Origin of the sequence: Streptomyces sp. NBRC 109706 (genome assembly GCF_000974485.1) — a bacterium.
In the GTDB taxonomy this organism is placed as follows: domain Bacteria; phylum Actinomycetota; class Actinomycetes; order Streptomycetales; family Streptomycetaceae; genus Streptomyces.
Genome location: NZ_BBOM01000005.1, coordinates 677008 through 701048, shown reverse-complemented (window position 1 = coordinate 701048; position 24041 = coordinate 677008). Strand labels below are relative to the sequence as shown.

Annotated in this window: 25 protein-coding genes; 18 read left to right on the top strand and 7 right to left on the bottom strand. The window is 73.3% G+C overall.

Translation table 11 applies throughout. The features are described from left to right. Positions 1 to 157: 157 nt before the first annotated feature. The 3 genes from rplM to glmM all read left to right on the top strand — a co-directional run bounded on the left by rplM (position 158) and on the right by glmM (position 2633). Positions 158 to 601 carry a 50S ribosomal protein L13 gene (gene rplM, locus AOM46_RS08040; RefSeq protein ID WP_062207431.1) on the top strand — a complete coding sequence of 148 codons (444 nt, stop codon included), beginning with the start codon at positions 158 to 160 and terminating at the stop codon, positions 599 to 601. 40 nt (positions 602 to 641) lie between these two features. Further along, positions 642 to 1154: a 30S ribosomal protein S9 gene (gene rpsI, locus AOM46_RS08035; RefSeq protein ID WP_062207429.1), complete on the top strand. Its 513-nt coding sequence runs from the start codon at positions 642 to 644 to the stop codon at positions 1152 to 1154. A 120-nt stretch (positions 1155 to 1274) separates the two neighbouring features. After that, on the top strand, positions 1275 to 2633 hold the full coding sequence (gene glmM, locus AOM46_RS08030; protein WP_062207427.1) for a phosphoglucosamine mutase: 1359 nt from the start codon (positions 1275 to 1277) through the stop codon (positions 2631 to 2633). Between the two features lie 28 nt (positions 2634 to 2661). On the opposite strand, the gene coaA is transcribed toward glmM, so the two are convergent. Beyond that, entirely contained in the window at positions 2662 to 3612 is a 951-nt protein-coding gene (coaA, locus tag AOM46_RS08025) for a type I pantothenate kinase (RefSeq protein ID WP_234313675.1), read from the bottom strand. 58 nt (positions 3613 to 3670) lie between these two features. Here coaA and AOM46_RS08020 point away from each other — a divergent pair, with 58 nt between their 5' ends. Next, positions 3671 to 4330 carry a hypothetical protein gene (locus AOM46_RS08020; RefSeq protein ID WP_062207425.1) on the top strand — a complete coding sequence of 220 codons (660 nt, stop codon included), beginning with the start codon at positions 3671 to 3673 and terminating at the stop codon, positions 4328 to 4330. Beyond that, complete coding sequence (locus AOM46_RS08015; protein WP_062207422.1) at positions 4327 to 4704, top strand: holo-ACP synthase; 378 nt, start codon at positions 4327 to 4329, stop codon at positions 4702 to 4704. The genes AOM46_RS08020 and AOM46_RS08015 overlap by 4 nt, the downstream gene beginning before the upstream one ends. A gap of 466 nt (positions 4705 to 5170) precedes the next feature. Here the strand turns inward: AOM46_RS08015 and AOM46_RS08010 are convergent, their stop codons facing one another. Then, positions 5171 to 6652, bottom strand: a complete 1482-nt coding sequence (locus AOM46_RS08010; RefSeq protein ID WP_078856684.1) for an NAD(P)H-hydrate dehydratase — start codon at positions 6650 to 6652, stop codon at positions 5171 to 5173. Positions 6653 to 6749: 97 nt separating this feature from the next. Between AOM46_RS08010 and alr the strand changes: the two genes are divergently transcribed. The 3 genes from alr to tsaE are packed head-to-tail and all read left to right on the top strand — an operon-like array spanning position 6750 to position 9604. Then, a complete protein-coding gene (gene alr, locus AOM46_RS08005; protein WP_370592660.1) occupies positions 6750 to 7964 on the top strand; it encodes an alanine racemase in 1215 nt (404 codons plus the stop codon). Between the two features lie 7 nt (positions 7965 to 7971). After that, the gene (locus AOM46_RS08000) at positions 7972 to 9111 is read left to right on the top strand and encodes an alpha/beta fold hydrolase (RefSeq protein ID WP_062207418.1); all 1140 of its coding nucleotides are present in this window, start codon (positions 7972 to 7974) and stop codon (positions 9109 to 9111) included. Continuing rightward, the gene (gene tsaE / locus AOM46_RS07995; RefSeq protein ID WP_062207416.1) at positions 9092 to 9604 is read left to right on the top strand and encodes a tRNA (adenosine(37)-N6)-threonylcarbamoyltransferase complex ATPase subunit type 1 TsaE; all 513 of its coding nucleotides are present in this window, start codon (positions 9092 to 9094) and stop codon (positions 9602 to 9604) included. Before AOM46_RS08000 ends, tsaE begins: the two co-directional genes overlap by 20 nt. Positions 9605 to 9628: 24 nt before the next feature. Here the strand turns inward: tsaE and AOM46_RS07990 are convergent, their stop codons facing one another. Continuing rightward, positions 9629 to 10228 (bottom strand): hypothetical protein, encoded by a 600-nt coding sequence (locus AOM46_RS07990; protein WP_062207414.1) that lies wholly within the window; start codon positions 10226 to 10228, stop codon positions 9629 to 9631. Positions 10229 to 10368: 140 nt separating this feature from the next. On the opposite strand from AOM46_RS07990, the gene tsaB reads away from it, so the two are divergent. From tsaB to AOM46_RS07970, 4 genes are read left to right on the top strand one after another with little or no spacing between them, the layout of a single operon-like run. Then, positions 10369 to 11058 (top strand): tRNA (adenosine(37)-N6)-threonylcarbamoyltransferase complex dimerization subunit type 1 TsaB, encoded by a 690-nt coding sequence (gene tsaB / locus AOM46_RS07985; RefSeq protein WP_062207413.1) that lies wholly within the window; start codon positions 10369 to 10371, stop codon positions 11056 to 11058. Then, on the top strand, positions 11055 to 11561 hold the full coding sequence (gene rimI / locus AOM46_RS07980; protein ID WP_062207410.1) for a ribosomal protein S18-alanine N-acetyltransferase: 507 nt from the start codon (positions 11055 to 11057) through the stop codon (positions 11559 to 11561). Before tsaB ends, rimI begins: the two co-directional genes overlap by 4 nt. Continuing rightward, positions 11554 to 12609 carry a tRNA (adenosine(37)-N6)-threonylcarbamoyltransferase complex transferase subunit TsaD gene (gene tsaD / locus AOM46_RS07975; protein ID WP_062207408.1) on the top strand — a complete coding sequence of 352 codons (1056 nt, stop codon included), beginning with the start codon at positions 11554 to 11556 and terminating at the stop codon, positions 12607 to 12609. The genes rimI and tsaD overlap by 8 nt, the downstream gene beginning before the upstream one ends. Next, positions 12609 to 12860, top strand: a complete 252-nt coding sequence (locus AOM46_RS07970) for a hypothetical protein (RefSeq protein ID WP_062207406.1) — start codon at positions 12609 to 12611, stop codon at positions 12858 to 12860. The genes tsaD and AOM46_RS07970 overlap by 1 nt, the downstream gene beginning before the upstream one ends. Before the next feature lie 281 nt (positions 12861 to 13141). Here AOM46_RS07970 and AOM46_RS07965 read toward each other — a convergent pair whose 3' ends face one another. Continuing rightward, on the bottom strand, positions 13142 to 14359 hold the full coding sequence (locus tag AOM46_RS07965) for a class I SAM-dependent methyltransferase (protein ID WP_062207404.1): 1218 nt from the start codon (positions 14357 to 14359) through the stop codon (positions 13142 to 13144). 229 nt (positions 14360 to 14588) lie between these two features. On the opposite strand from AOM46_RS07965, the gene AOM46_RS07960 reads away from it, so the two are divergent. The 3 genes from AOM46_RS07960 to groL all read left to right on the top strand — a co-directional run bounded on the left by AOM46_RS07960 (position 14589) and on the right by groL (position 17846). Continuing rightward, positions 14589 to 15542, top strand: a complete 954-nt coding sequence (locus AOM46_RS07960; protein WP_062207402.1) for a polysaccharide deacetylase family protein — start codon at positions 14589 to 14591, stop codon at positions 15540 to 15542. 227 nt (positions 15543 to 15769) lie between these two features. Further along, positions 15770 to 16078, top strand: coding sequence for a co-chaperone GroES (groES, locus tag AOM46_RS07955; RefSeq protein ID WP_062207400.1), 309 nt, complete (start codon positions 15770 to 15772; stop codon positions 16076 to 16078). A 142-nt stretch (positions 16079 to 16220) separates the two neighbouring features. Beyond that, on the top strand, positions 16221 to 17846 hold the full coding sequence (gene groL, locus AOM46_RS07950; RefSeq protein ID WP_062207398.1) for a chaperonin GroEL: 1626 nt from the start codon (positions 16221 to 16223) through the stop codon (positions 17844 to 17846). A gap of 101 nt (positions 17847 to 17947) precedes the next feature. Here groL and AOM46_RS07945 read toward each other — a convergent pair whose 3' ends face one another. From AOM46_RS07945 to AOM46_RS07935, 3 genes are all read right to left on the bottom strand, one after another. Then, positions 17948 to 18643 (bottom strand): ester cyclase, encoded by a 696-nt coding sequence (locus AOM46_RS07945; RefSeq protein ID WP_067225992.1) that lies wholly within the window; start codon positions 18641 to 18643, stop codon positions 17948 to 17950. Positions 18644 to 18747: 104 nt separating this feature from the next. Continuing rightward, positions 18748 to 19542 carry an SDR family oxidoreductase gene (locus tag AOM46_RS07940; protein WP_062207396.1) on the bottom strand — a complete coding sequence of 265 codons (795 nt, stop codon included), beginning with the start codon at positions 19540 to 19542 and terminating at the stop codon, positions 18748 to 18750. Positions 19543 to 19571: 29 nt separating this feature from the next. Next, a complete protein-coding gene (locus AOM46_RS07935) occupies positions 19572 to 19889 on the bottom strand; it encodes a WhiB family transcriptional regulator (protein WP_062207394.1) in 318 nt (105 codons plus the stop codon). Between the two features lie 337 nt (positions 19890 to 20226). Here AOM46_RS07935 and AOM46_RS07930 point away from each other — a divergent pair, with 337 nt between their 5' ends. The 3 genes from AOM46_RS07930 to guaB all read left to right on the top strand — a co-directional run bounded on the left by AOM46_RS07930 (position 20227) and on the right by guaB (position 24041). After that, positions 20227 to 20838: a response regulator transcription factor gene (locus AOM46_RS07930; RefSeq protein WP_019431595.1), complete on the top strand. Its 612-nt coding sequence runs from the start codon at positions 20227 to 20229 to the stop codon at positions 20836 to 20838. A gap of 247 nt (positions 20839 to 21085) precedes the next feature. Beyond that, positions 21086 to 21661: an RNA polymerase sigma factor ShbA gene (shbA, locus tag AOM46_RS07925; RefSeq protein WP_062208684.1), complete on the top strand. Its 576-nt coding sequence runs from the start codon at positions 21086 to 21088 to the stop codon at positions 21659 to 21661. A gap of 874 nt (positions 21662 to 22535) precedes the next feature. Continuing rightward, positions 22536 to 24041, top strand: a complete 1506-nt coding sequence (gene guaB / locus AOM46_RS07920; RefSeq protein WP_062207392.1) for an IMP dehydrogenase — start codon at positions 22536 to 22538, stop codon at positions 24039 to 24041.

Here is a 24041-nt window from a genome sequence, read left to right as displayed (position 1 = left end):
GGCTTGCTCTATCTCACGTGAGGGGCCCAGCGCCGGTCCACCAGGATGGTTGCCAGGGGTTCAGTACCCGGTTGCGTCACCGGAGAACGACCAATCCTGTCCGCTCGCCGGGTGGCCTTGTCAGGAACCACTCACTGAAAAGCGAAGGCTACGACCCGTGCGTACGTACAGCCCCAAGCCAGGCGACGTCCAGCGTCAGTGGCACGTCATTGACGCTGCCGATGTCGTCCTGGGCCGACTGGCCTCCCAGGCCGCCACCCTTCTGCGGGGCAAGCACAAGCCGGTGTACGCGCCGCACGTTGACACCGGTGACTTCGTCATCATCGTCAACGCCGACAAGGTGCACCTGTCCGGCAACAAGCGGACCCAGAAGCTCGCCTACCGCCACTCCGGCTACCCGGGCGGTCTCCGCTCGGTGCGCTACGGGGACCTGCTGGAGCAGAACCCGGAGCGCGCGGTGGAGAAGGCCGTCAAGGGGATGCTCCCCAAGAACACCCTGGGCCGTCAGATGCTCTCGAAGCTGAAGGTCTACGCAGGGCCCGACCACCCGCACGCGGCCCAGCGCCCCGTGCCGTTCGAGATCACCCAGGTCGCGCAGTAGTCCGGCCACAGCCCCAAGCGAAGAGAATCTGAGGAGAATCGTGGCCGAGACCACCCCCGAGAACCTGGACGCCGAGGTCCCCGAGGTCGAGGAGTACACCACCGAGAGCACGGGTGAGGAGTTCGCCGCCTCCGGCGAGCAGCTGAACGCCCGCTTCGGTGACCCGCTCCCCGGCGCCGGGACCGGCCGCCGCAAGAACGCCATCGCCCGGGTCCGGATCATCCCCGGCTCCGGCAAGTGGCGCATCAACGGCCGCACGCTGGAGGGGTACTTCCCCAACAAGGTGCACCAGCAGTCCGTGAACGAGCCGTTCAAGGTGCTGGAGCTCGACGAGCGCTATGACGTGGTCGCCCGCATCGCCGGCGGCGGCATCTCCGGACAGGCCGGCGCGCTGCGTCTCGGCGTGGCCCGTGCGCTGAACGAGGCGGACGTGGAGAACAACCGCGGTGCGCTGAAGAAGGCCGGATTCCTGACCCGTGACGCCCGTGCGGTGGAGCGGAAGAAGGCCGGTCTGAAGAAGGCCCGTAAGGGGACCCAGTACAGCAAGCGGTAATCGCTGGCAGGATTTTGCAGACGCCCCGGCAGCACTTCCGTGCTGCCGGGGCGCCCCCTTTTATAGGGTCGACAGGAATAACGGTCACGGGCCGCGTGGGTGAACTCGGAGGAAAGAACAGTGGGACGACTCTTCGGTACGGACGGTGTACGCGGTGTCGCCAACGAGGATCTGACGGCTGAGCTGGCGCTCGGCCTGTCGGTCGCGGCGGCCCAGGTGCTGACCGGATCGAAGAGTCCCGACGGCCGTCGACCGACCGCGGTGGTGGGCCGCGACCCACGCGCCTCGGGCGAGTTCCTGGAGGCGGCCGTGGTCGCCGGTCTCGCCTCCGCCGGCGTCGACGTGCTGCGGGTCGGCGTGCTGCCCACGCCGGCGGTGGCCTATCTGACGGGCGCGCTGGGCGCCAACTTCGGTGTGATGCTCTCCGCGAGCCACAACCCGATGCCGGACAACGGCATCAAGTTCTTCGCCAGGGGCGGCCACAAGCTGGCCGACGATCTTGAGGACCGGATCGAGACCTGCTACCGGGAGCACGCGGCCGGCCAGTCCTGGGACCGCCCGGTGGGCGCCGGCGTCGGCCGCGTCACCGAGTACACCGAGGGCTTCGACGGCTATGTGTCGCATCTGGTGGGCGTGCTGCCCAACCGGATCGACGGCCTCAAGGTGGTCATCGACACCGCCCACGGCGCCGCCTCCCGGGTGGCGCCCGAGGCGTTCGCCCGCGCCGGCGCCGATGTGATCAGCATCGGCGCCAAGCCCGACGGGCTCAACATCAACGACGGCTGCGGCTCCACCCATCTCGAGCATCTGCGGGACGCCGTGCTGAGCCACAGCGCCGATCTGGGCATCGCGGTGGACGGCGACGCGGACCGTTGCCTGGCCGTCGACGGCGCCGGCGCCGAGGTCGACGGGGACCAGATCCTGGCCGTGCTTGGCCTGGCGATGCGGGAGGCCGGCACGCTGCGGCACAACACCGTCGTCGCCACCGTGATGTCCAACCTGGGCTTCACCCTGGCCATGGACCGCGAGGGCATCGACCTCAAGCAGACGGCCGTCGGCGACCGTTATGTGCTGGAGGAGATGAAGCGCGGCGGCTACTCGCTGGGCGGCGAACAGTCCGGCCATGTGATCGTGCTGGACCACGCGACCACGGGCGACGGCACCCTCACCGGGCTGCTGCTGGCCGCCAGGGCCGCCGCCACCCGCCGCCCGCTGGCGGAGCTGGCCGGCGTGATGGAACGGCTGCCGCAGGTGCTGATCAACGTGCGGGACGTGGACCGCGGCCGGGTCGCGGAGAGCCGCGAGCTGGCCGAGGCGGTCGCCGAGGCCGAGCGGCAGCTCGGCGAGACGGGCCGGGTGCTGCTGCGGCCCTCGGGCACCGAGCCGCTGGTCCGGGTCATGGTGGAGGCGGCGGACGCGGCGCAGGCGCGGGCGGTCGCCGCCGGGCTGGCCGACGTCGTCAAGTCGGCGCTGGGCTGACCGGCGCGGCTCTTCTCCGGTCCTGGCCTCAGAGCTTGCGCAGCCGCAGGCCCTGCACCGAGTGGTCGGGCCCCTTGCGGAGCACCAGCGAGGCGCGGCCCCTGGTGGGCGCGATATTGTCCACCAGATTCGGCCCGTTGACCTCCCGCCAGGTGTCCTTCGCGAAGTCCAACGCCTTTTCCTCGGAGATTTCCGCGTACTTTCGGAAATAGGAACGCGGATCGCGGAAAGCGGTGGCGCGCAGCGCGAGAAAACGCTGGAGATACCAGCTCTCGATGTCCGTGGTGCCGGCGTCCACATACACCGAGAAATCGAAGTAGTCGGCGACGCCGATCCGTCCGGGCGGCGCCGGCTGGAGCACGTTGAGCCCCTCCAGGATCAGGATGTCGGGCGCCCGCACGATCTCCCGTTCACCCGGCACGATGTCGTACACCAGATGCGAGTACACCGGGGCGCGCACCTCGGCGCGCCCCGACTTCACCTCGGCCACGAACCGGGTCAGCGCCCGCCGGTCGTAGGACTCGGGGAACCCCTTGCGGCGCAGCAGTCCACGCCGCTCCAACTCGGCGTTGGGCAGCAGGAACCCGTCGGTCGGCACCAGCGCGACCCGGTACTCCTCCGGGCCCTGCGCCAGCAGCGCGCGCAGCAGCCTGGCCACCGTGGACTTGCCGACCGCCACGCTGCCGGCGATGCCCACCACGAACGGGGTGGCCGGCTGCGGGCCGCCGAGAAAGGCGCCCACCCGGCCGCGCAGCTGCCGGGCCGCGTCGATATGCAGCCGCAGCAGCTCGGCCAGCGGCAGATAGACCTCCCTGACCTCCGCCAGGCCGATCACATCGCCGAGCCCGCGCAGCCGCTCCACCTGCTCGGCGCTGAGCGGCGACGCCTCGCCGTCCGGTGGACGGCTCCACGCGGCGCGGGACAGGTCGACATAGGGGGTCGGGCGCGCGGGGCGCCTGGACGACGGTGAGATGGCCACCCGCCCATTGTTCCGTCCGCCGCCACGGGGCTCACGGCGCCCCCGATACGCTGCCGACATGTGCGGGATCGTCGGATACACGGGTGTGCGGTCGGCCCTCGATGTGGTGCTCTCCCAACTGGCCGATCTCGGCCGGCCGGACGGGCCGGAACGCGACGCCTGGGGCGTCGCCGTGCTGGCCGACGGCGGTGGCCTGGCGACCTGCGCGGCCGACGGGCCGCTGGCCGCCCTGAGCGAGGCGCTGCGGCTGCGCCCGCCGCCGAGCGGCGGCTGCGGCCTCGGCCTCGCCGGCCGCCCCCGGCTGGACGACGCGGGCCGGGTCGCCGTGGCGCTGGCCGGCGAGCCGACGGCCGACGGCCGCGCCCCCGGCGAGGCGGTGGCGCGGCTCTTCGCCGAGGCGTTCTCCTCGGCGGCCGAACCGGCCGAGGCGATGCGCCAGGTCTGCCGCGCGCTGCGCGGCGACTTCGCGCTGCTGGCCCTGCACGCGGACGCCCCCGACACCCTGGTCGCGGCCCGCCGCGGGCTGCCGCTGACGGTCGGCCTCGGCGTCGGCGAGGCGCTGGTCGCCACGGACGAGGCGGCGCTCGGCGCCCGACCGCCGGGGGAGGTGCTGTCGCTCGCCGGCACGCCGGGCGAGCAGATCGTGCTGCTGCGCCGGGAGTGGGACGAGGTCAGATGCGAGATCACCGACGCCGAGGGGGGCGTGCTGCACGCATGATCGTGGGCGTGGGCATCGACGTGGCCGAGATCGAACGGTTCGGCCGATCCCTGGAACGGACACCCGAGTTGGCGCGCCGGCTCTTCGTCGAGGCGGAGCTGTGGCTGCCCAGCGGCGAACGGCGCGGCGTCGCCTCGCTGGCGGCCAGGTTCGCCGCGAAGGAAGCCCTGGCCAAGGCGCTGGGCGCGCCGGGCGGAATGCGCTGGACGGACGCCGAGGTGATCCAGACGGAGTCCGGCCGCCCCCGACTCGAAGTACGCGGCACGGTCGCGGCCCGCGCGGCGGCCCTCGGTGTCACCGGCTGGCACATCTCCCTGAGCCACGACGCGGGCGTCGCCTCCGCGGTGGTCATCGCGGAGGGCCAAGCGGCCTAGCCGCGCGGCCCCGCCCACCCGCCCACCCTCGCGAGCGGCTGGCGGGTCCGCGCGGCGCGGCGCGCGGCGGCTTTGCCGCTGGACCGGGCGGCGGCGGATGTGGCCGGGCCCGGACGTCGTGTGCTTCGTGCGGTGGCTCCCGTGGCGAGTGCGTCGCGTGTTGCCGCTGTCCGGTGGGGGTGGCAGGTCCGCTGCCGGCCTGGGGCGTTCGGCGGTCGGTGTTGCGCCCGCCCGGAGCGGCTGCGCCGCCGCCGGGCATGTGCAGCGAGTGCGCGGCGCGGCCACGGTGCCGGCCCGCGCGGCGGGTTGTGGCTGTGGTCCCCGGCCCGGTGGCCGGCCCCCCGCCGCCGGCCCGCCACGGCGTGGCCTCACCGCGCCGGCCCGCGCGGAGAGCGCGCCCCTGCCCCCTGCCTGGCCCGCGTGGCGAGCGCGGCGCGTGGCTAGCGCTCCGCGTGGTGGTGCGTTGTCAGGGGGTCGGGGGGAGGAGTTCTTGCCAGACGGTGGGGAGGGATTGGGTGAGGGTGGAGGCGGTGGGGGGGAGGGGGGTGAGGTGGGCGGCGTGGCCGTGGAGGTGGGCGGCTACGGCTGCCGCGTGGTGGGCCGGGAGGCCGGCCGCGAGGAGGGCGCCGGCCAGGCCGGAGAGGACGTCGCCGCTGCCGGCGGTCGCCAGCCACGGGGTGCCGGTGTCGTTGACCAGCACCGGGCCGCCCGCCGGGTCGGCGATCACCGTGGTGGAGCCCTTCAGCAGCGCGGTCGCCCCGAAACGTTCCGCCAACTCCCGTACGGACGCCAACCGTTGCGCCTCCACCCGGGCCCGGTCGTGGCCCAGCAGGGCCGCCGCCTCGCCCGCGTGCGGGGTGAGCAGGGTCGGCGCCGAGCGGGCGCGGACCCTGGCCGGGTCAAGTCCGCGTAGCCCGTCCGCGTCGAGCAGCAGCGGCACATCGGCGGCCAGCGCCTCGTCCAGCACCCGTGCCGCTTCGGGGTGGTCGCCGAGACCGGGGCCCACCGTCCACGCCTGCACCCGGCCCGCCTCGGCCGGGGTGCCGGAGCTGACCAGTGCCTCCGGATAGCGGGCGATCACCGCGTCGCGGGCCGGGCCCGTGTACCGCACCGCGCCGACGCCGCCGTGCAGCGCGCCGCCCACGGTGAGCACCGCGGCGCCCGGGTAGCGGGCGGAGCCGGCGGCCACGCCGAGCACGCCGCGCCGGTACTTGTCGCTCTCCGCCGTCGGGCGCGGCAGCAGCGCGCCGACCTCCGCCGGGGTCAGCGCCGCCACCTCGGGCTCGGCCGGCAGCAGCGGCCCGAGGCCGATGTCGACCAGCCGCACCTCGCCGGCGTGGCTCCGCGCCGGGTCGATCAGCAGGCCCGGCTTGTGGGTGCCGAAGGTGACGGTGACGGTGGCGCGCACGGCGGGGCCCGTCACCTCGCCGGTGTCGGCGTCGACGCCGCTGGGCAGGTCGACGGCGATTACCGGCGTCCCGCTCCGCTCGACCAGCGCCACCAACTCGGCGGCGGCCGGCCGCAGTCCGCCCCGGCCGCCGATGCCGACGATCCCGTCGACCACCAGCGAGGCCCGCCCCAGCAGCGCGGTCAGCTCCCGTTCCGCCGTGTCCGCGACCGCGAGGCTCCGCCCGCCGGCGGCGCGCAGCGCGGCCAACCCGCGCCGGTGCGCCCGGTCGGGGGTCAGCAGCAGCGCCGTCACGCCGATGCCCCGGCGGGCCAGCCGGGCGCCGGCGAACAGCGCGTCGCCCCCGTTGTCGCCGCTGCCGACCAGCAGCACCACCCGGGCCCCGCCGCGCCGTCCACCGGACGTGCCGGACGTGAGCGCCCCGGCGCAGACGGCCGCCAGGCCGGCCGCGGCGCGGTTCATCAACGTGCCGTCGGGGAGCCGTGCCAGCAGGGCTTGTTCGGCGTCGCGCACGGTCTGCGCTCGGTAAGCAGTCCTCATGGGATCCAGTCTGGCCCGCGCGCCCGGCGCCGGCACGGCCCCCGCACCCGTCGGACCTGTCCTTCCGTCCGGCGGGCTCCTGCGACACTGGTGGGCGATGAACGTCCATTCACCCCCAGAACACCCCCCGGAACCACCGGCGGCGGGATTGTCGGAGAGCCAGGCGCTGCGCGCCGATATCGACCTGGCCGCCCTGCGCGCCAACGTGCGCGCGCTGCGCGGCCGGCTGACCGGCGGCGCCGAGCTGATGGCCGTGGTCAAGGCCGACGGCTACGGCCACGGCATGCTGCCGTGCGCCCGCGCGGCCCGCGCCGCCGGCGCCGGCTGGCTGGGCACGGCCACGCCGGCCGAGGCGCTGGCGCTGCGCGCGGCCGGCGACCGGGGCCGGGTGCTGTGCTGGCTGTGGACGCCCGGCGGGCCCTGGCGGCAGGCGGTCGAGGCCGATATCGATGTCTCGGTGAGCGCCCGGTGGGCGTTGGACGCGGCCGCCGAGGCCGCCCGCGCGGCCGGCCGGACGGCCAGGGTGCAGCTCAAGGCCGACACCGGCCTGGGCCGCAACGGCTCGGCGCCGGCCGACTGGCCGGCGCTGGTCGCCGCCGCCCGCGCCGCCGAGGCGTCGGGCGAGGTGCGGGTCACCGGGCTCTGGTCGCACCTGGCCTGCGCCGACGAGCCGGGGCATCCGTCGATCAAGGCCCAACAGGTCGTGTTCGCCGAGGCGTTGGCCACCGCCGAGCGGGCCGGGCTCCGTCCCGAGGTGCGCCATCTGGCGAACTCGCCCGGCACGTTGACGCTGCCCGACGCGCACTACGACCTGGTGCGCACCGGCGTCTCGATCTACGGGCTCTCGCCGTCCGCCGAGGTCGGCGTGCCGGAGGACTTCGGCCTGCGCCCGGTGATGACGCTGCGCGCCGCGCTGGCCTCGGTGAAGCGGGTGCCGGCCGGGCACGGCGTCAGCTACGGCCACCACTACACCACCCCGGGCCCGACCACGTTGGCGCTGGTGCCGGCCGGCTACGCGGACGGCGTTCCCCGGCACGCCTCGGGCAGCGGCCCGGTGCTGGTCGCCGGGAAGTGGCGGACGGTGGCGGGGCGGGTCGCGATGGACCAGTTCGTGGTGGACCTCGGCGGGGACACCGCGGACGTCGGCGACGAGGCGGTGCTCTTCGGCCCCGGCGACCGGGGCGAGCCGACGGTGGAGGACTGGGCGCGCGCGGTGGGCACCATCGGCTACGAGATCGTCACCCGGATCGGGCCGCGCGTCCCCCGCGTCTACCACGGGGCCGAGCCCGCGCCGGGGGAGCCGACGGGGTGAGCGCCGGATGAACGGTTGGGCGAGGCGGGTCGGGATCGCCGGCGTCGCACTGGGCGCCGTGGCCACCACGGTCGCGGTGGAACGGCTCACCGTCAGCCGCACGGTGCGCCGCCAGGCCCGGCAGGCGCTGGACGCGGCCGGTCCGTTCGGCAGCCTGCGCGGCACCCCGGGCACGGCGATAGCCGACGACGGCACCGCGCTCCACTACGAGATAGACGATCCCGTAGACGAGATGGACGAGATAGACGAGATAGGCGACCCCGGCGCGGCGGCGGTCGGCCCGACCGTGGTGTTCTGCCACGGCTACTGCCTCTCCCAGGACGTGTGGCACTTCCAACGTGCCGCGCTGCGCGGCCGGGTGCGCGCCGTCTACTGGGACCAGCGCGGGCACGGCCGTTCCGCGCCGGGGCGCGCGCAACGGGAGCGCGGGGAGCCGTTGCCCATCGACCAGTTGGGCCGCGATCTGCGCGCGGTGCTGGAGGCCGCCGCGCCCGAGGGGCCGATCGTGCTCGTCGGGCACTCGATGGGCGGCATGACGGTGATGGCGCTGGTGCAGCGCTTCCCCGACCTGGTCGCCCGCCGGGTCGCCGGCGTCGCCCTGCTGAGCACATCGGCCGGCGATCTGACGCAGGTCACCTACGGTTTCCCGCCGCTCGCCGTGCGCGCCGCGCGCCGGGTGCTGCCGGGGGTGCTGCGCGCCCTGGGCTCCCAGGCCGAGCTGGTGGAACGTGGCCGCCGCACGGTCGGCGACCTCTACGCGGGGCTGATCCGCCGCTACTCCTTCGGCGATCCCGACGCGGTCGACCCGGGCGTCGCCAGGTTCGCCGAGCGGCTGATCGAGTCGGTGCCGATCGATGTGGTCGCCGAGTTCTACCCGGCGTTCGCCGAACACGCCACCTGGGACGCGCTGACCACGCTGCGCGCGCTCGCCGAGGAGCTGCCGACGCTGGTGCTGGTCGGCGCGGGGGACGAGATCACGCCACCGGGGCACAGCGAGCGGATCGCCGCCGAGCTGCCCGACGCCACCTCGGTGACGCTGCCGGGCGCCGGCCATCTGGTGCCGCTGGAGGCCCCCGAGCTGGTGAACGCGCATCTCGCCGAGCTGCTGACGCGTAGCATCGGCTCCCATGGGCCACCAGCTGACTGAGACCTCGACGCACCGCACGGTGCCGACGCCCGAGGAGATGACCGATCTCGGCCGGCGGCTGGCCGGACTGCTGCGGGCCGGCGATCTGGTGCTGCTGAGCGGCGAGTTGGGCGCCGGCAAGACCACGTTCACCCGGGGTCTCGGCGCCGGGCTCGGGGTGCGGGGCGCCGTCACCTCGCCCACCTTTGTCATCGCCCGGGTGCACCCCCCGCTCGCCGACGGGCCGCCGCTGGTCCATGTGGACGCCTACCGGCTCGGCGGCGGCCTGGACGAGATGGAGGACCTGGATCTGGACGTGGCGCTGCCGGAGTCGGTGGTGGTCGTGGAGTGGGGCGAGGACCGCGTCGAGGAGCTGGCCGACGACCGGCTGCACGTGGTGATCCACCGCGCCCCGACGGCGGCCGACGCCGGGGACGATCCCCGCGAGGTCACCTTCCGTGGCGTGGGCCCCCGTTGGCAGGGCGTGGACCTGGCGGCGGGCCTGGCCGGCTGACGCCGGCTGTGGTCCGGGGCCGGGTCAGGGCACCACGACGACGCGGGAGCCCTCGGTGGCGAACTCCCACATCACCTCGCCGTCGGCGCGGGTCTGACGGACGGCGCCGGTGCGCTGGTCGGCGTCCGGGTTGGGCGTGGAGCCGTCGATCGCCGCCGAGAAGCCGAACACCGTGCCGTCGTCGCCGGTGTGGAAGATCACCGAGTGTTCTATCGCGACGCCGTCCGAGCCGGTGCCCTGCTCCCAGCGCGAGGTGATCGCGTAGGTGCCGGGGGCGGGGTTCTGGGAGCTGGGGAAGACCTCGTAGGTCCGGGTGACGGCCTCGCCGGCGCCGTCCTCGCTCTCGTCGACCAGCCAGATCCGCCGCTGCTCCAGCGAGTACACCACCCGGCGGCCCGTGCCCGACTCGGTCGGCAACGCCGGCTGTTCGTCAGCGACTTCGCCCTCGGCGCCGCCGTCCGCGTTGTCGCCGGTCTCCTCGGCGGGCGGCGCGGCCGGGGTGCTGGGCGGCCAGTTGTCGGCGGCGGACGCCTGGTACGCGAAGAAGCCGACGACGGCGAGGGCCGCTGCGGTCAGTGCGGTGACGAAGACCCCGGAGCCGGAGCCTGAGCTGTGGCGCGCCACGGTTCGTTGCCGCCTTTCGCGATTCGAATGCCGCCCGCGCGTGCCGCCATTCGCGACGGAACGCTCGCGGGACTGCGCTTCCGCGCCCGTCGACGCTACCAGGCGTCGGTGACACCCCGCCGGAGCCGTACGCTTGCTGCGTGCTGCTGCTCGCCATGGACACCGCCACCCCGGCCGTCACCGTCGCCCTGTACGACGCGGACGAGGACCGGGTGCTCGCCGCCGTCGAGCGGGTGGACGCCCGCAGACACGGGGAGTTGCTGATGCCGGCCGTCGACCGGGTGTTGACCTCGGCCGGGCGCGGGCTCGCCCAGGTCGACGGCCTGGTCGCCGGCACCGGTCCCGGGCCGTACACGGGGCTGCGGGTCGGCCTGGTGACGGCCGCGGCGCTGGGCGCGGCCCGTTCGCTGCCGGTGTACGGCGTCTGCACGCTGGACGGCATCGCGTTCGCCGCCGGCCTGGACGAGCCGTTCGTGGTGGCGACGGACGCGCGCCGCAAGGAGGTCTACTGGGCCGGCTACACGGACGCCGTGACCCGGGTCGAGGGCCCGGCCGTCGACAAGCCGGCCGAGATCGCCGGACGGATCGCGGGGCGTCCGGTGGTGGGCGCGGGCGGGGCGCTCTACCCGGACGCGTTCCCCGGCGCGCGCCCCGATCTGCCGGCGTACGCCTCGGCGGGCGCGCTGGCCGCCGTCGCCGCGCGCCGGCTCGCGGCAGGCGCCGAGCCGGAGCCGCCCCAGCCGCTCTATCTGCGCCGCCCGGACGCCAGGGAGCCGGCCGGCTACAAGGCGGTCACCCCGCCGCCGGCGGAGGCGGTCGCCCGCCGATGACGGACGTCGTACTGCGCGCGATGCGCTGGTGGGACATCGATCCTGTGCTGGCCCTCGAAGCCGAGCTGTTCGCTCAGGACGCCTGGTCGGCCGGGATGTTCTGGTCCGAACTGGCCGGCGCCGGCGGCCCAGGGCCGACCCGCGACTATGTGGTCGCCGAGGCGCCGGACGAGGTGGGCCTCGCCGGCTACGCGGGCCTGGCCGTGGCGGGCGACACCGCCGAGGTGATGAGCATCGCCGTCACCGGCGCCCACCAGGGCACCGGGCTCGGCGCCCGACTGCTGACCCGGCTGATCGAGGGCGCCGAGGCGTTCGGCTGCCGGGAGGTCATGCTGGAGGTCCGGGTGGACAACGAACCGGCCAAGCGGCTCTACGCCCGCTTCGGCTTCCAGCGGATCGGCGTCCGGCGCGGCTACTACCAGCCGGGCAACCGGGACGCGCTGGTGATGCGCAAGGAACTCGCCGTTCGAGGCGACACGACGGAAGTCCTGAGGAATGGCTGACGAACCACTGGTCCTGGGCATCGAGACCTCCTGCGACGAGACGGGCGTCGGCGTGGTCAGAGGGACCACGCTGCTGGCCGACGTCGTCGCGTCCAGCGTGGACGAGCACGCCCGCTACGGCGGGGTGGTGCCGGAGATCGCCAGCCGGGCGCATCTGGAGGCGATGGTCCCCACCATCGAACGGGCCCTGGCCCGGGCCGGGGTCGCGGCGACCGATCTGGACGGGATCGCGGTCACCGCCGGCCCTGGGCTGGCCGGCGCGCTGCTGGTCGGCGTCTCGGCGGCCAAGGCGTACGCCTACGCCCTGGACAAGCCGCTCTACGGCGTCAACCATCTGGCCTCGCATATCTGCGTCGACCAGCTGGAACACGGCCCGCTGCCCGAGCCGACGATGGCGCTGCTGGTCTCCGGCGGCCACTCCTCGCTGCTGCTGGCGCCCGATATCACCACGGACGTCCGCCCGTTGGGCGCCACCATCGACGACGCGGCGGGTGAGGCGTTCGACAAGGTGGCGCGGGTGCTCGGCCTCGGCTTCCCCGGCGGCCCGGCGATCGACCGCGAGGCGCGCCGGGGGGACCCGGCGGCCATCGCGTTCCCGCGCGGGCTGACCGGGCCGAGGGACGCGCCGTTCGACTTCTCGTTCTCCGGGCTGAAGACGGCGGTGGCGCGCTGGGTGGAGACCCAACGCCGGGCCGGCGTCGACGTGCCGGTCGCCGATGTGGCGGCCTCCTTCCAGGAGGCGGTCACCGATGTGCTGACCCGCAAGGCGATCCGCGCCTGCCGCGCCGAGGGCGTGGACCATCTGATGATCGGCGGCGGCGTCGCCGCCAACACCCGGCTGCGCGCGATGGCCGAGGAACGGTGCGCCGCCGCCGGCATCACCCTGCGGGTGCCGCGCCCGGGGCTGTGCACGGACAACGGGGCGATGGTCGCCGCGCTGGGCGCCGAGATGGTGGCCAGAAACCGCCCCCCGTCCCCGCTCGATCTGCCGGCCGACTCCTCGCTCCCGGTGACCGAACCGCTGGCCCCGGCGGGGGCGGCGCGCTGATGCCGGTCACGCTGATGTGGGAGGCGAAGGCCGCCCCGGGGCGCGGCGCCGAACTGCTGGCCTGGGCCCGCGCCCGGTCCCTCGACCCGGCGCCGGACCGTCGCGAGACGTTCACCGCTCCCGGCGACCGCGTGCTGGTCCTCACCTGGTGGCCGACCGACACCCCCGACCTTCCCCAACTCCCCTCCCCGCCGGCCGCGTTGCTCGCCCGCCCACCCCACCACTGGCGCTTCACCCCGGTGCCCAACTGAGCCGGTGCCCTGCCCTGCCCGGGCGGAGGCCGAGCGCCGACGCCCGCCCGTCGATCTGCCACCCCACATCCCCGGGCTCGGCGTGAGCCCCGCCTGTCGGCCCGGCCCGTCGCTCCGCTCCGTCTCCCCCGGGGCTCACCGCTCTGCCTTCCCCGGTTCGCTGCCTGGTCTCCTGCCCGGGCCTGCCCTGGCGTGGGCCCCCGCCCGTCGGCCCGCTTTCCCCGCCTACCTTCCTCGCGCCCACCCCGGCCCCGCAGGGGCCGCGGCTCAGCGCCGCAGGCTCACAGGGGGTGGCCGATCAGCATGCTGGGGGCGTCGGCGACGCGGGTGAGGAAGACGGTGGCGGTGGCGCGGCCGCGGGGTTTGACGCGGCGCAGCAGCTCCTCGGGGGTGAGGGGCGAGCCGCGCTTCTTGACGGTGAGGGTGCCGATGTCCCGTTCCCGCACCAGCGCCCGCAGGCGTTTGAGGTGGAACGGGAGCACGTCGGTGATCTCGTAGCCGGTCGCGTACGGGGTGGGGGTCGGGCGGTCGCAGGTCAGATAGGCGATGCTCGGGTCGAGCAGCCGGGCCTCAAGGGTTTCGGCCACCGTGCCGACCAGTCCCGCCCTGATCACCGCGCCGTCCGGTTCGTAGAGGTAGCGCCCGGGGGCGCCCGTCGGGGCCGGGTCGGGGGAGCCGGTGAGGCTGTGGCCGCCGGGCAGCACGGTGGCCCGGCGGGTGCCGGGCGCGGTGTCCGCGCCGAACCACAGCACCGCCTCCTTGACCTCGCCCCGGTGGGAGACCCACTCGGCCTCGGCCGTCGGCGGGATCGCCTCGTGCGGGACGCCCGGCGCGATCTTCAGCGCGGCGCGGGGGAGTCGGGCGGCCAGCGCGGTCGCCCAGGACAGCGGCGGGGAGTAGCCCTCCGGGTCGAAGACCCGGCCCCGGCCGCCGCGTCTGGCGGGATCGACAAAGGCCGCGTCGAAGCCCCGGACGTCGATGTCCTCGACGGCGGCCTCCCGTACCTCGATCCGGTCGGCCAGGCCCAGCGCGGCCGCGTTGGCGCGGGCGACGGCGCAGGTCAGCGGGGAGCGGTCGACGGCGAGGACCCGCGCCCCGGCGCGCGCCAGCGCGATGGCGTCGCCGCCGACGCCACAGCAGAGATCGGCCACCCGAGCCGAACCGGATCCGGCGCCGGCGAGTCTGGCGGCGCGCCGGTCGGCGACCTCGGTTCTGGTGGCCTGTTCCACCCCGTCGGGGGTGAAGTACATCAGCGCGGCGTCGGCGCCGAACTTGGCGGCGGCCCGCTGCCGTAGCCGGGCCTGGCCCAGCGCGGCGGCGACCAGTTCGGGCGGGTGGTCCCGGCGCAGCCGGGTGGCGGCGGAAAGCTCCTCGGCCGGGGTGATCGAGCGGAGCTGGTCGAGCAGCCGTTGCCCGGGGTCGGTGAGCAGGGCGGCGAAGGTCTCGACCGCGTTCGGCGAGGCGTCGGGGGTGTCGGGGGGTGGGGCCACCCGGGTCATTCTGCCCCCGCCGTCGGGGCGGGCTGCCGGGGAGTCGCCGGGAGCGGTGGCACCATCCCGAACCATGAAACTAATCAGACAAGTAGGACAAAATGAATGGCTGGTTCGTTTCCTTCCCCAAGGCCGAGCGCCCCGCCATGCCAAGGCCCGCCACGCCAGGCCCCGCCCGACCAAGCCCCGAGACGAGATCCCGCCACGCGGCCGGCTGACCCCCGTCCGCGCCCGCGCCGTGCTGCGTCGCTACGGGGCACTCGGCGGCGCGACGATGCTCGCCGTGGTCTGCTCGGGCGTCGGACTGCCGCCCCCGTTCTGGACCGACCCGCCGGACGAGGAGCCGCGCTGGCGCACCCTGACCGCCGAGATGATCGCCCCGACCGTGCTCGGCGAGCTGGCCTTCGGCACCCCGCAACGCGTCCAGGCGCCCGGTATCGCCGAATCGTTGGGGGCGTACGCCGAGGGCCTGGAGCGCGCCGAGGCGCGCCGGGAGGCGGCCGTCAAGGCGTGGAAACTGCGCCACGCGCCGCTGCGCGCTCCCGCGCCCCCCGAGGAGAAGCCCCGACTCACCACCGAGCCCGGGCATCTTACCGGCGAGGGCCTGCCGCCGGTGATCGTCCAGGTGCCGACGGACCAGAAGGTCATCTTCCTCACCATCGACGACGGCGCCGACAAGGACCCGAGACTGCTCGACATGCTGCGCGAACTGGAGGTTCCGGTCAGCGGCTTCCTCGCTGACCAGGTGGCCCGCGAGAACTACGACTACTTCCGCCAGGCCCAGCGCGAGGGCTACGGAATGCACAACCACTCCATCAACCACCGGGAGATGAACCGGCTCACGCCGGCCGAGCAGCGGGCCGAGATCTGCGGTCAACAGACCATTCTGGAACGGGAGTTGGGCCACCGCCCGGTGCTCTTCCGGCCGCCCTACGGGGCCTATGACGAGAACACCCTGCGGGCCGCCGCCGAATGCGGCATCGAGGTGGTGCCGCTCTGGGCGGCCGAGGCGTTCCCCGACCGGATCGAGTTCGGGCGCCCGGACCAGAGGTTCCACCCGGGGGACATCGTGCTCACCCACTTCAGGGGCAAGCGGGAGTGGGGGGCCGATATGACCGACATGGTCCGCCGGTTGCTGGACACGGCCACCGAACAGGGCTTCGCCGTCGCCCGCCTCGAGGACTACCTCTGACCCCGGCCGGGGCTCGGAAACGGGCCCCCGGCGGGACCCGGCCGGCCGCCGCGCTGGCACTCTAGTTGACTGAGTGCTAACTCCCGCCTAATGTCGTGGCTGGCACTCTCACTCAAGGAGTGCCAGAACGTGCGACGGGCGGACTCGGCACCCGCGACGACGGGTCCTCCAGGTCGCCATCCAGCCATAGATAACCCCGTGAGATCTCCGAAGGGGGAGGTCGGATCGTGACGACCGCCAGTTCCAAGGTTGCCATCAAGCCGCTTGAGGACCGCATCGTGGTCCAGCCGCTCGACGCCGAGCAGACCACGGCCTCCGGCCTGGTCATTCCGGACACCGCCAAGGAGAAGCCCCAGGAGGGCACCGTCCTGGCCGTGGGCCCGGGGCGCTTCGAGGACGGCAACCGCCTGCCGCTCGACGTCAAGGTCGGCGACATCGTGCTGTACAGCAAGTACGGCGGCACCGAGGTCAAGTACAACAACGAGGACTACCTCGTCCTCTCGGCCCGCGACGTGCTCGCGATCGTCGAGAAGTAAGCGCCCGACGCTTGCCGCGCCGCGCCCCGTACCCGTGCTGAACTCTCACGCCGGGGCCGGGGCGCGGCGTAATCCCAGCGGCCGGTGCGCGGCCTGATCCACGCGGCCTGATCCAAGAGGAAACAAAGGGACACCCAAACCCATGGCGAAGATCCTGAAATTCGACGAGGACGCCCGTCGGGCCCTTGAGCGCGGCGTCAACCAGCTGGCGGACGCGGTCAAGGTGACCATCGGCCCCCGCGGCCGCAACGTCGTGATCGACAAGAAGTTCGGCGCCCCCACCATCACCAACGACGGCGTCACCATCGCCCGAGAGGTCGAGGCGGAGGACCCGTACGAGAACCTCGGCGCGCAGCTGGTGAAGGAGGTGGCCACCAAGACCAACGACATCGCTGGTGACGGCACCACCACCGCGACCGTGCTGGCCCAGGCGCTGGTCCGCGAGGGCCTGCGCAACGTGGCCGCCGGCGCGTCCCCCTCCGGCCTCAAGCGCGGCATCGACGCGGCCGTCGAGGCCGTCGCCGAGGATCTGCGCGCCAGCGCCCGGCCGATCGACTCCAAGGAGGACATCGCCGCCGTCGCCGCGCTGTCCGCCCAGGACAAGCAGGTCGGCGAGCTGATCGCCGAGGCCATGGACAAGGTCGGCAAGGACGGCGTGATCACCGTCGAGGAGTCGCAGACCTTCGGCCTCGACCTGGACTTCACCGAGGGCATGGCCTTCGACAAGGGCTACCTCTCGCACTACATGGTCACCGACCAGGAGCGCATGGAGGCCGTCCTCGACGATCCCTACATCCTGATCCACCAGGGCAAGATCTCCTCGATCCAGGATCTGCTGCCGCTGCTGGAGAAGATCATGCAGTCCGGCGGCTCCCGCCCGCTGCTGATCATCGCCGAGGACGTGGAGGGCGAGGCGCTGTCCACCCTCGTCGTCAACAAGATCCGCGGCACCTTCAACTCCGTCGCGGTCAAGGCCCCCGGGTTCGGCGACCGCCGCAAGGCGATGCTCGGCGACATGGCCACCCTCACCGGTGGCACCGTGATCTCCGAGGAGGTCGGCCTCAAGCTCGACCAGGTCGGCCTTGAGGTGCTGGGCACGGCCCGCCGGGTCACCGTCACCAAGGACGACACCACCATCGTGGACGGCGCCGGTGACGCCGCGCAGATCCAGGACCGGGTCGCGCAGATCAAGGCCGAGATCGACGCCACCGACTCCGACTGGGACCGCGAGAAGCTGCAGGAGCGCCTGGCCAAGCTGGCCGGCGGCGTGTGTGTGATCCGCGTCGGCGCCGCCACCGAGGTGGAGCTGAAGGAGAAGAAGCACCGTCTGGAGGACGCCATCTCCGCGACCCGCGCCGCGGTCGAGGAGGGCATCGTCCCCGGTGGCGGCGCCTCCCTGGTGCACTCCGCCAAGGTGCTGGAGGACGGCCTGGGCAAGGAGGGCGACGAGGCCACCGGCGTGGCGATCGTCCGCCGCGCCGTCGTCGAGCCGCTGCGCTGGATCGCCGAGAACGCGGGCCTTGAGGGCTATGTGATCACCTCCAAGGTCTCCGAGCTGGACAAGGGCCAGGGCTACAACGCGGCCACCGGCACCTATGGCGACCTGGTCAAGGACGGCGTCATCGACCCGGTCAAGGTCACCCGCTCCGCGCTGCAGAACGCCGCCTCCATCGCGGCCCTGCTGCTCACCACCGAGACCCTGGTGGTGGAGAAGAAGGAAGAGGAGCCCGAGCCCGCCGGTCACGGCGGCCACGGCCACTCGCACTGACCGCGCACCCGCGCCACGACGGCCGGGTCGGGACCACCGCTGACGGGTGGTCCCGGCCCGGCCGTTCCGCTGGGCCCTGAGGGATCATGGGCCGAGCGGCGTCAGAGGGCAACCACGCCCAGCTGGGAGAGCAGCCCCGACTGGTCCCAGTTCCACCACGCCTCGGCCAGCATCCCGTGCTCGAAACGGTGGGTCACCTGCCCCGTCACCCGCACCGGCCGGCCGGTCGGGCCGAGCCCCATGAACTCCCCGCTGTGGGTGCCGGTGACGGTGAACCTGGTGCTCACCAGATCGCCGTCGGCCAGCTGGTCCTCGATCACGAAGGACGGCCGCAGTGTCGCCAGCCAGCGGGCCACCGCGGCCTTGGAGTCCGCCAGATCCTGCGGTTCGTTGGCGCTGGCCGGATCGTGCTCGCGGAAGTCGGGCGCGCACAGCTCGTCGGCCACGCCCAGCGCGCCCGCGTTGATCACCTCGTCCAGATAGCGGCGCACCGTCGTCTTGTTGTCGCGGACATCCCGCAGCACTTCGAGATCGGTGAACCGCGGCACGTCCTCGCACAGCGCCACCAGCCGGCGGAAGACCCGTTCGGTGTCCGGCAGATCCGAGTTGCGCTGCGCGGCCTCGCGGGACGGGAACTCGACGACCAGCAGCAGACGCGAGCGGTTGCCCAGGTCCCTGGCCAGCACCAGCCGGTTCGCGGTGCGCTCGCCCTGGGAGGCCGTGAGCCAGGCGTCCAGCAGCCGGTTGAGCTCGTCGACCCGACCGGTGGAGAGTTCGATTACCTGTACGAAAGTCATGGCCCGTCCATGGGGTGCGACATATCCCTGGCGGAGTCCAGTTTAGGTGCTACAGGCAGTTTGACCGATTTATCGCTTTGGGTGGGGGTGCGCGCCGCCGCGCCTCAGCGGCGTGGATCGTCCCTGCGACGCGGCCCGAAGTCCCGCCCGGCACGCGCCGAGACCCGCCCCAGAGCCGCCACCGGCAGCACCCGCGCCGCACCCAGCAGCGCCTTGTACCGCAGATCGGGCACGGAGACCACCCGCCGCCTGGCCAGATCCCGCATCGCCGTCGCCACCACCCGGTCGGCGTCCAACCACATCCAACGCGGCAGTGACGACATGTCCATCTCGGCCCGCTGATGGAACTCGGTGCGGACGAACCCCGGGCAGAGCGCCATCATCCGCACCCCGCTGCCGGTCAGCTCAAGCGCCGCGCCCTCGGTGAACCGCACCACCCACGCCTTGGACGCGCCATAGGTGCCGCGCGGCACGAAGGCCGCGACCGAGGCCACGTTCACCACCCCGCCCCGGCCCAGCCGGCGCATCCCGGGGACGGCCGCCGAGGTCAGCCGCAGCACCACCTCGCAGTGCACCCGCAGCATCCGCAGCTCGTCGGCCAACGGCGCGCGCAGAAAGCCGCCGCCGAGGCCGAAGCCCGCGTTGTTGACCAGCAGGTCCACCGGGCGCGCCGGATCCGCCAGCCGCTCCTCCACCGCGCCGATGCCCTCGTCGGTGGCCAGATCCGCCGGCAGCGCCACCGCCTTCACGCCGTGCCGTTCGCTCAACTCGGCCGCCTGCGCCGCCAGTCGCTCGCCGTTCCTGGCCACCAGCACCAGATCGAGGCCGTCCCGCGCCAGCCGTCGGGCGAAGGCGGCGCCGATGCCCGCGGTGGCTCCCGTCACCAATGCCGTTGTCATGTGCCGACCGTATCGGCTCGCCCCCGGGCTCAGGGACGGGGACGCTGACCCCCGGAGTCGGCGAGGCCGCGCCGGGCCCGGCCCAGCAGCTCCTCGCGCTCGTCCTCGGTCAGTCCGCCCCACACGCCGTAGGGCTCACGCACGGAAAGCGCGTGTGCCGCGCACTCGGTGCGGACCGGGCAGCGTGCGCACACCTCCTTCGCCGCCTCCTCCCGTGCGCTGCGCGCGGCGCCGCGTTCCCCCTCCGGGTGAAAGAAGAGCGAGCTGTCCACGCCTCGGCAGGCGGCCATCAACTGCCAGTCCCACAGGTCGGCGTTGGGGCCCGGAAGGCGGGAGAAATCTGCCATGACAGTGTCCCATCGTCATCGAGTCGTCATCGAGACCAGACCAGGAAAAGTAGATGTAAATATGACTACCAGCTGAATATAGCTTGAGACACCTCAAAGCGGAAAAGAAGGTCTAAATAGGGCAAATATCAACGCCCGGCGTGTTTCCCGGACCCCGGTCGATGGGTGATGGGACGGTCACGTACAGTGCTGATGCTGTGAGGTTGGAAGCCGTAACTCTTTCGGGTGACCATCGTTGAGAGGGCGGAGGCGGTTGGCGCGGTTGTCGATCGCCACGGATGACGACTCAAACTCCCTGGAGGCTCAAGGTGACGCGCATCAGCTGCGGAGGGCGGCCATGACTTCTGTCCTTGTCTGCGACGACTCCCCCCTCGCCCGGGAGGCGCTCCGCCGCGCGGTGGCGACCGTGCCCGGCGTCGAGCGGGTCACGACGGCGGCCAACGGCGAGGAAGTCCTCCGCCGTTGGGGCGCCGACCGGTCGGATCTCATCCTGATGGACGTCCGGATGCCCGGCCTCGGCGGCGTCGAGACGGTGCGCCGGCTGCTCTCGGCCGACCCCGGCGCCCGCATCATCATGTTGACGGTCGCCGAGGATCTCGACGGCGTGGCACTGGCCGTCGCCGCCGGCGCCCGCGGCTATCTCCACAAGGACGCCTCCCGCGCCGAACTCCGGGCCACGGTCACCCAGGCCCTGGCCGATCCGACCTGGCGGCTCGCCCCCCGGCGGCTCCGCTCCTCGGACATGGGCGCCGCTCCCACCCTCACCGCCCGGGAGATCCAGGTGCTGGAGGGCATGAGCCACGGCCGGTCCAACGCCGAGATCGGCAGGGAGTTGTTTCTCTCCGAGGACACGGTCAAGACACATGCCCGCCGGCTGTTCAAGAAGCTGGGCGCCTCGGACCGCGCACACGCTGTGGCCTTGGGTTTTCGTTGGGGTCTGGTCCGCTGACCGCACCCGGTTCACGGGTTTGGACGGGGTGTTCGCCAGGCGGCTGCCACCCCGTCCGGTGGGGAGCGGGGCGCAAACGGTCCACCGGTGCCGCATCCTTGAGGCATGAAGCTCCTTGGGGACGAGCCAGCCGGGTGTGAAGGGGAGGGCCAGGAAAGTGACCTTCAGCGCTCCCGCGCATAACGCTTCGGTGCACAACTCCACCGCTGAGGCCACGGACCGGCCGGCGGGGGTGCACCATGGACCGATGCGCGATGACGACACCTCGGCGATTGCCGCCCTGGCCCATCGCGCCGCCACGGGCGATGCCCAGGCCACGCACGATCTGTTGGCCCACGTTCATCCGCTGGCGCTGCGCTACTGCCGGGTCAGACTCTCGCGGCTTCCGGGAGAGGCTCGTCACTTCGTGGACGACCTCGCCCAGGAGGTATGCCTCGCGGTGCTCTGCGCCCTGCCCCGCTATCGGGACACCGGGCGTCCCTTCGACGCCTTTGTGGTGGCCATCGCCCAGCACAAGGTCGCCGACCTGCAACGAGCCGCGCTGCGCCACCCGGGCAGCATGGCGATCCCCTCCGACGAGATGCCCGAGCGGCCCGACGACTCGCTCGGCCCGGAGGAGCGGGCGCTGCTCAGCAGCGACGCCGAATGGGCCAGAAAGCTGCTGGCCAACCTGCCGGCGCACCTGCGCGAGCTGGTGCTGCTGCGGGTCGCGGTCGGCCTCACGGCCGAGGAGACGGGGCACCGCCTCGGGATGTCCCCCGGCGCGGTGCGGGTGGCCCAACACCGCGCTCTCAGCCGCCTCCGCGCACTGGCCGGCCGCTGAGTCGTTGGCCACTGGGTCGTTGGCCACTCGGGCTATGCCACCGGCGGGCTGCGGTAGGCGGCTCGGCTGGCGGTCGGGGCGACGACTGACGTTTCTGGCCGCTGGTGGGTTGGGCGAGGCCGGGTAGCCGCGTGCTGCGGTTCACCGACCGGCTCCGCCGGCCGGCGAGGCCCCTTGGCCGACGTGCGGGTACAACTTGTTGCCGAGTAGTCGCGTGCTTTGGTCGCTCGCCGTCCCGGCTGGCTGCCCGGCGGGGGGCGTTCGTCGGGCGTGCGGCGGCCGGGCCGCTGGTGTGCGGGTACGGCTTGTCGCCGAGTAGTTGTCGGTGGCCGATCAGACCGGGCACCGGCCCGTCGGCCGGTTTGGGCTTGTGCCGTTGGTCCGGGCCGTGGGCACTGGCCGGCCTGTCCGTCCCGCTTGGTTGGCTCCGGCCCGCTCGGCGGTTTGGGTTTGTGTCCTTGGTCCGGGGGGGGACTGGCCGGACCCTCGGCCCCTCGGCTGGTGCCGGCCGGTTGCCGGTTTGTGTTCGGCCGCCCGGTCGGGGGGTACTGGCCGATCCGTCCGCCCCGCCGGCCGGCTCCGGCCCGTCCGCCGGCTCGGGCCCGGGGGGTACTGGCCGGCCCTACGGCCCGTTGGTCGGTTTGGGTTTGTGTCTCCGGTCCGGGAGGTCACTTGCTGGTCGGTCCGCCGTGCCGGTCTTGGCCTGGCAGGCAGGCCGGCCGTACCCCCGTCGGCCCAACCGCCCCCCCCGGGGGCGGTTGGGCCGACGGGGTGGTTCAGGGGTCGTAAGCTGGACACCCCGGCCATTTGAGTCAGTGGGGAGTATCCGGTCCGCCCCGGGGCGGACGCGGCTGGAACGTCGGGAAAGGGCGTCATGACTGATCACGTGGGCGAGGTGCCGCCGAAGTTCGCGGCGCTCGGGTTGACCTTCGACGATGTGCTGTTGCTGCCGGGCGCGGCCGATCTGGCGCCGAGCGACATCGACACATCGTCGCGGATCTCCCGCAACGTCCGGGTCAGGGTGCCGCTGCTCTCCGCCGCGATGGACAAGGTCACCGAGGCCAGGATGGCCATCGCGATGGCGCGCCAGGGCGGCGCCGGCGTGCTGCACCGCAATCTGTCGATCGAGGAGCAGGCCGCCCAGGTGGACCGGGTGAAGCGCTCCGAGTCCGGGATGGTCACCGACCCGATCACGATCCGGCCCGACGCCACGCTGCGCGAGGCGGACGAGCTGTGTGGCCGCTATCGCATCAGCGGCGTTCCGGTCACCGACGCGGCCGGCAAGCTGCTGGGCATCGTCACCAACCGCGATATGGCCTTCGAGACGGACCGCAGCCGCGAGGTGCGCGCCGTGATGACGCCGATGCCGCTGGTCACCGGCGAGGTCGGGATCTCCGCCGAGGACGCCGTCGAGCTGCTGCGCCGGCACAAGATCGAGAAGCTGCCGCTGGTGGACGGCGACGGTCGGCTCAAGGGTCTGATCACCGTCAAGGACTTCGTCAAGGCCGAGCAGTACCCCAACGCGGCCAAGGACGCCGAGGGTCGGCTGATCGTCGGCGCCGCCGTGGGGGTCACCGGCGATTCGTACGAGCGGGCCGAGGCGCTGATCGAGGCCGGCGTCGACTTCGTCGTGGTGGACATCGCGCACGGCCATTCGCGGCTGGTTCCGGAGATGGCCGCCAAGATCAAGTCCAACTACGGTTCGGTCGACGTGGTGGCCGGCAATGTCGCCACCGGGGACGGCGCCAGGGCGTTGGTCGACGCGGGCGTCGACGGCATCAAGGTCGGGGTCGGGCCCGGTTCGATCTGTACCACGCGGGTGGTGGCCGGCGTCGGGGTGCCGCAGGTCACGGCCATCTACGAGGCGGCCCAGGTGGCCGGCGCCGCCGGCGTTCCGGTGATCGGCGACGGTGGCCTCCAGTACAGCGGGGACATCGCCAAGGCCCTGGTCGCCGGCGCCGACACGGTGATGCTGGGCAGCCTCCTCGCCGGCTGCGAGGAGTCCCCGGGCGAGCTGCAGTTCATCAACGGCAAGCAGTTCAAGTCCTATCGGGGCATGGGCTCGCTGGGCGCCATGCAGTCGCGCGGGGAGCGCCGTTCCTACTCCAAGGACCGTTACTTCCAGCAGGGCGTCGGCGACGACGACAAGCTGATCCCCGAGGGCATCGAGGGTCAGGTGCCCTACCGCGGCCCGCTGGCCTCCGTGGTGCACCAGCTGATCGGCGGGCTGCACCAGTCGATGTACTACCTCGGTGGGCGCACCATCGGGGAGGTCAAGGAGCGCGGCCAGTTCGTCAGGATCACCTCGGCGGGGCTCAAGGAGAGCCACCCGCACGACATCCAGATGACGACGGAGGCCCCCAACTACTCCCGGCGCTGA

Coding starts and splice junctions, on each gene's coding strand:
- AOM46_RS08020 (WP_062207425.1), top strand. CDS start 3,671: ATGTGCGGGATCGTCGGATACACGGGTGTGCGGTCGGCCCTCGATGTG.
- AOM46_RS08015 (WP_062207422.1), top strand. CDS start 4,327: ATGATCGTGGGCGTGGGCATCGACGTGGCCGAGATCGAACGGTTCGGC.
- AOM46_RS08010 (WP_078856684.1), bottom strand. CDS start 6,652: ATGAGGACTGCTTACCGAGCGCAGACCGTGCGCGACGCCGAACAAGCC.
- alr (WP_370592660.1), top strand. CDS start 6,750: ATGAACGTCCATTCACCCCCAGAACACCCCCCGGAACCACCGGCGGCG.
- AOM46_RS08000 (WP_062207418.1), top strand. CDS start 7,972: ATGAACGGTTGGGCGAGGCGGGTCGGGATCGCCGGCGTCGCACTGGGC.
- tsaE (WP_062207416.1), top strand. CDS start 9,092: ATGGGCCACCAGCTGACTGAGACCTCGACGCACCGCACGGTGCCGACG.
- rimI (WP_062207410.1), top strand. CDS start 11,055: ATGACGGACGTCGTACTGCGCGCGATGCGCTGGTGGGACATCGATCCT.
- tsaD (WP_062207408.1), top strand. CDS start 11,554: ATGGCTGACGAACCACTGGTCCTGGGCATCGAGACCTCCTGCGACGAG.
- AOM46_RS07970 (WP_062207406.1), top strand. CDS start 12,609: ATGCCGGTCACGCTGATGTGGGAGGCGAAGGCCGCCCCGGGGCGCGGC.
- AOM46_RS07965 (WP_062207404.1), bottom strand. CDS start 14,359: ATGACCCGGGTGGCCCCACCCCCCGACACCCCCGACGCCTCGCCGAAC.
- groL (WP_062207398.1), top strand. CDS start 16,221: ATGGCGAAGATCCTGAAATTCGACGAGGACGCCCGTCGGGCCCTTGAG.
- AOM46_RS07945 (WP_067225992.1), bottom strand. CDS start 18,643: ATGACTTTCGTACAGGTAATCGAACTCTCCACCGGTCGGGTCGACGAG.
- AOM46_RS07940 (WP_062207396.1), bottom strand. CDS start 19,542: ATGACAACGGCATTGGTGACGGGAGCCACCGCGGGCATCGGCGCCGCC.
- AOM46_RS07935 (WP_062207394.1), bottom strand. CDS start 19,889: ATGGCAGATTTCTCCCGCCTTCCGGGCCCCAACGCCGACCTGTGGGAC.
- AOM46_RS07930 (WP_019431595.1), top strand. CDS start 20,227: ATGACTTCTGTCCTTGTCTGCGACGACTCCCCCCTCGCCCGGGAGGCG.
- shbA (WP_062208684.1), top strand. CDS start 21,086: ATGCGCGATGACGACACCTCGGCGATTGCCGCCCTGGCCCATCGCGCC.
- guaB (WP_062207392.1), top strand. CDS start 22,536: ATGACTGATCACGTGGGCGAGGTGCCGCCGAAGTTCGCGGCGCTCGGG.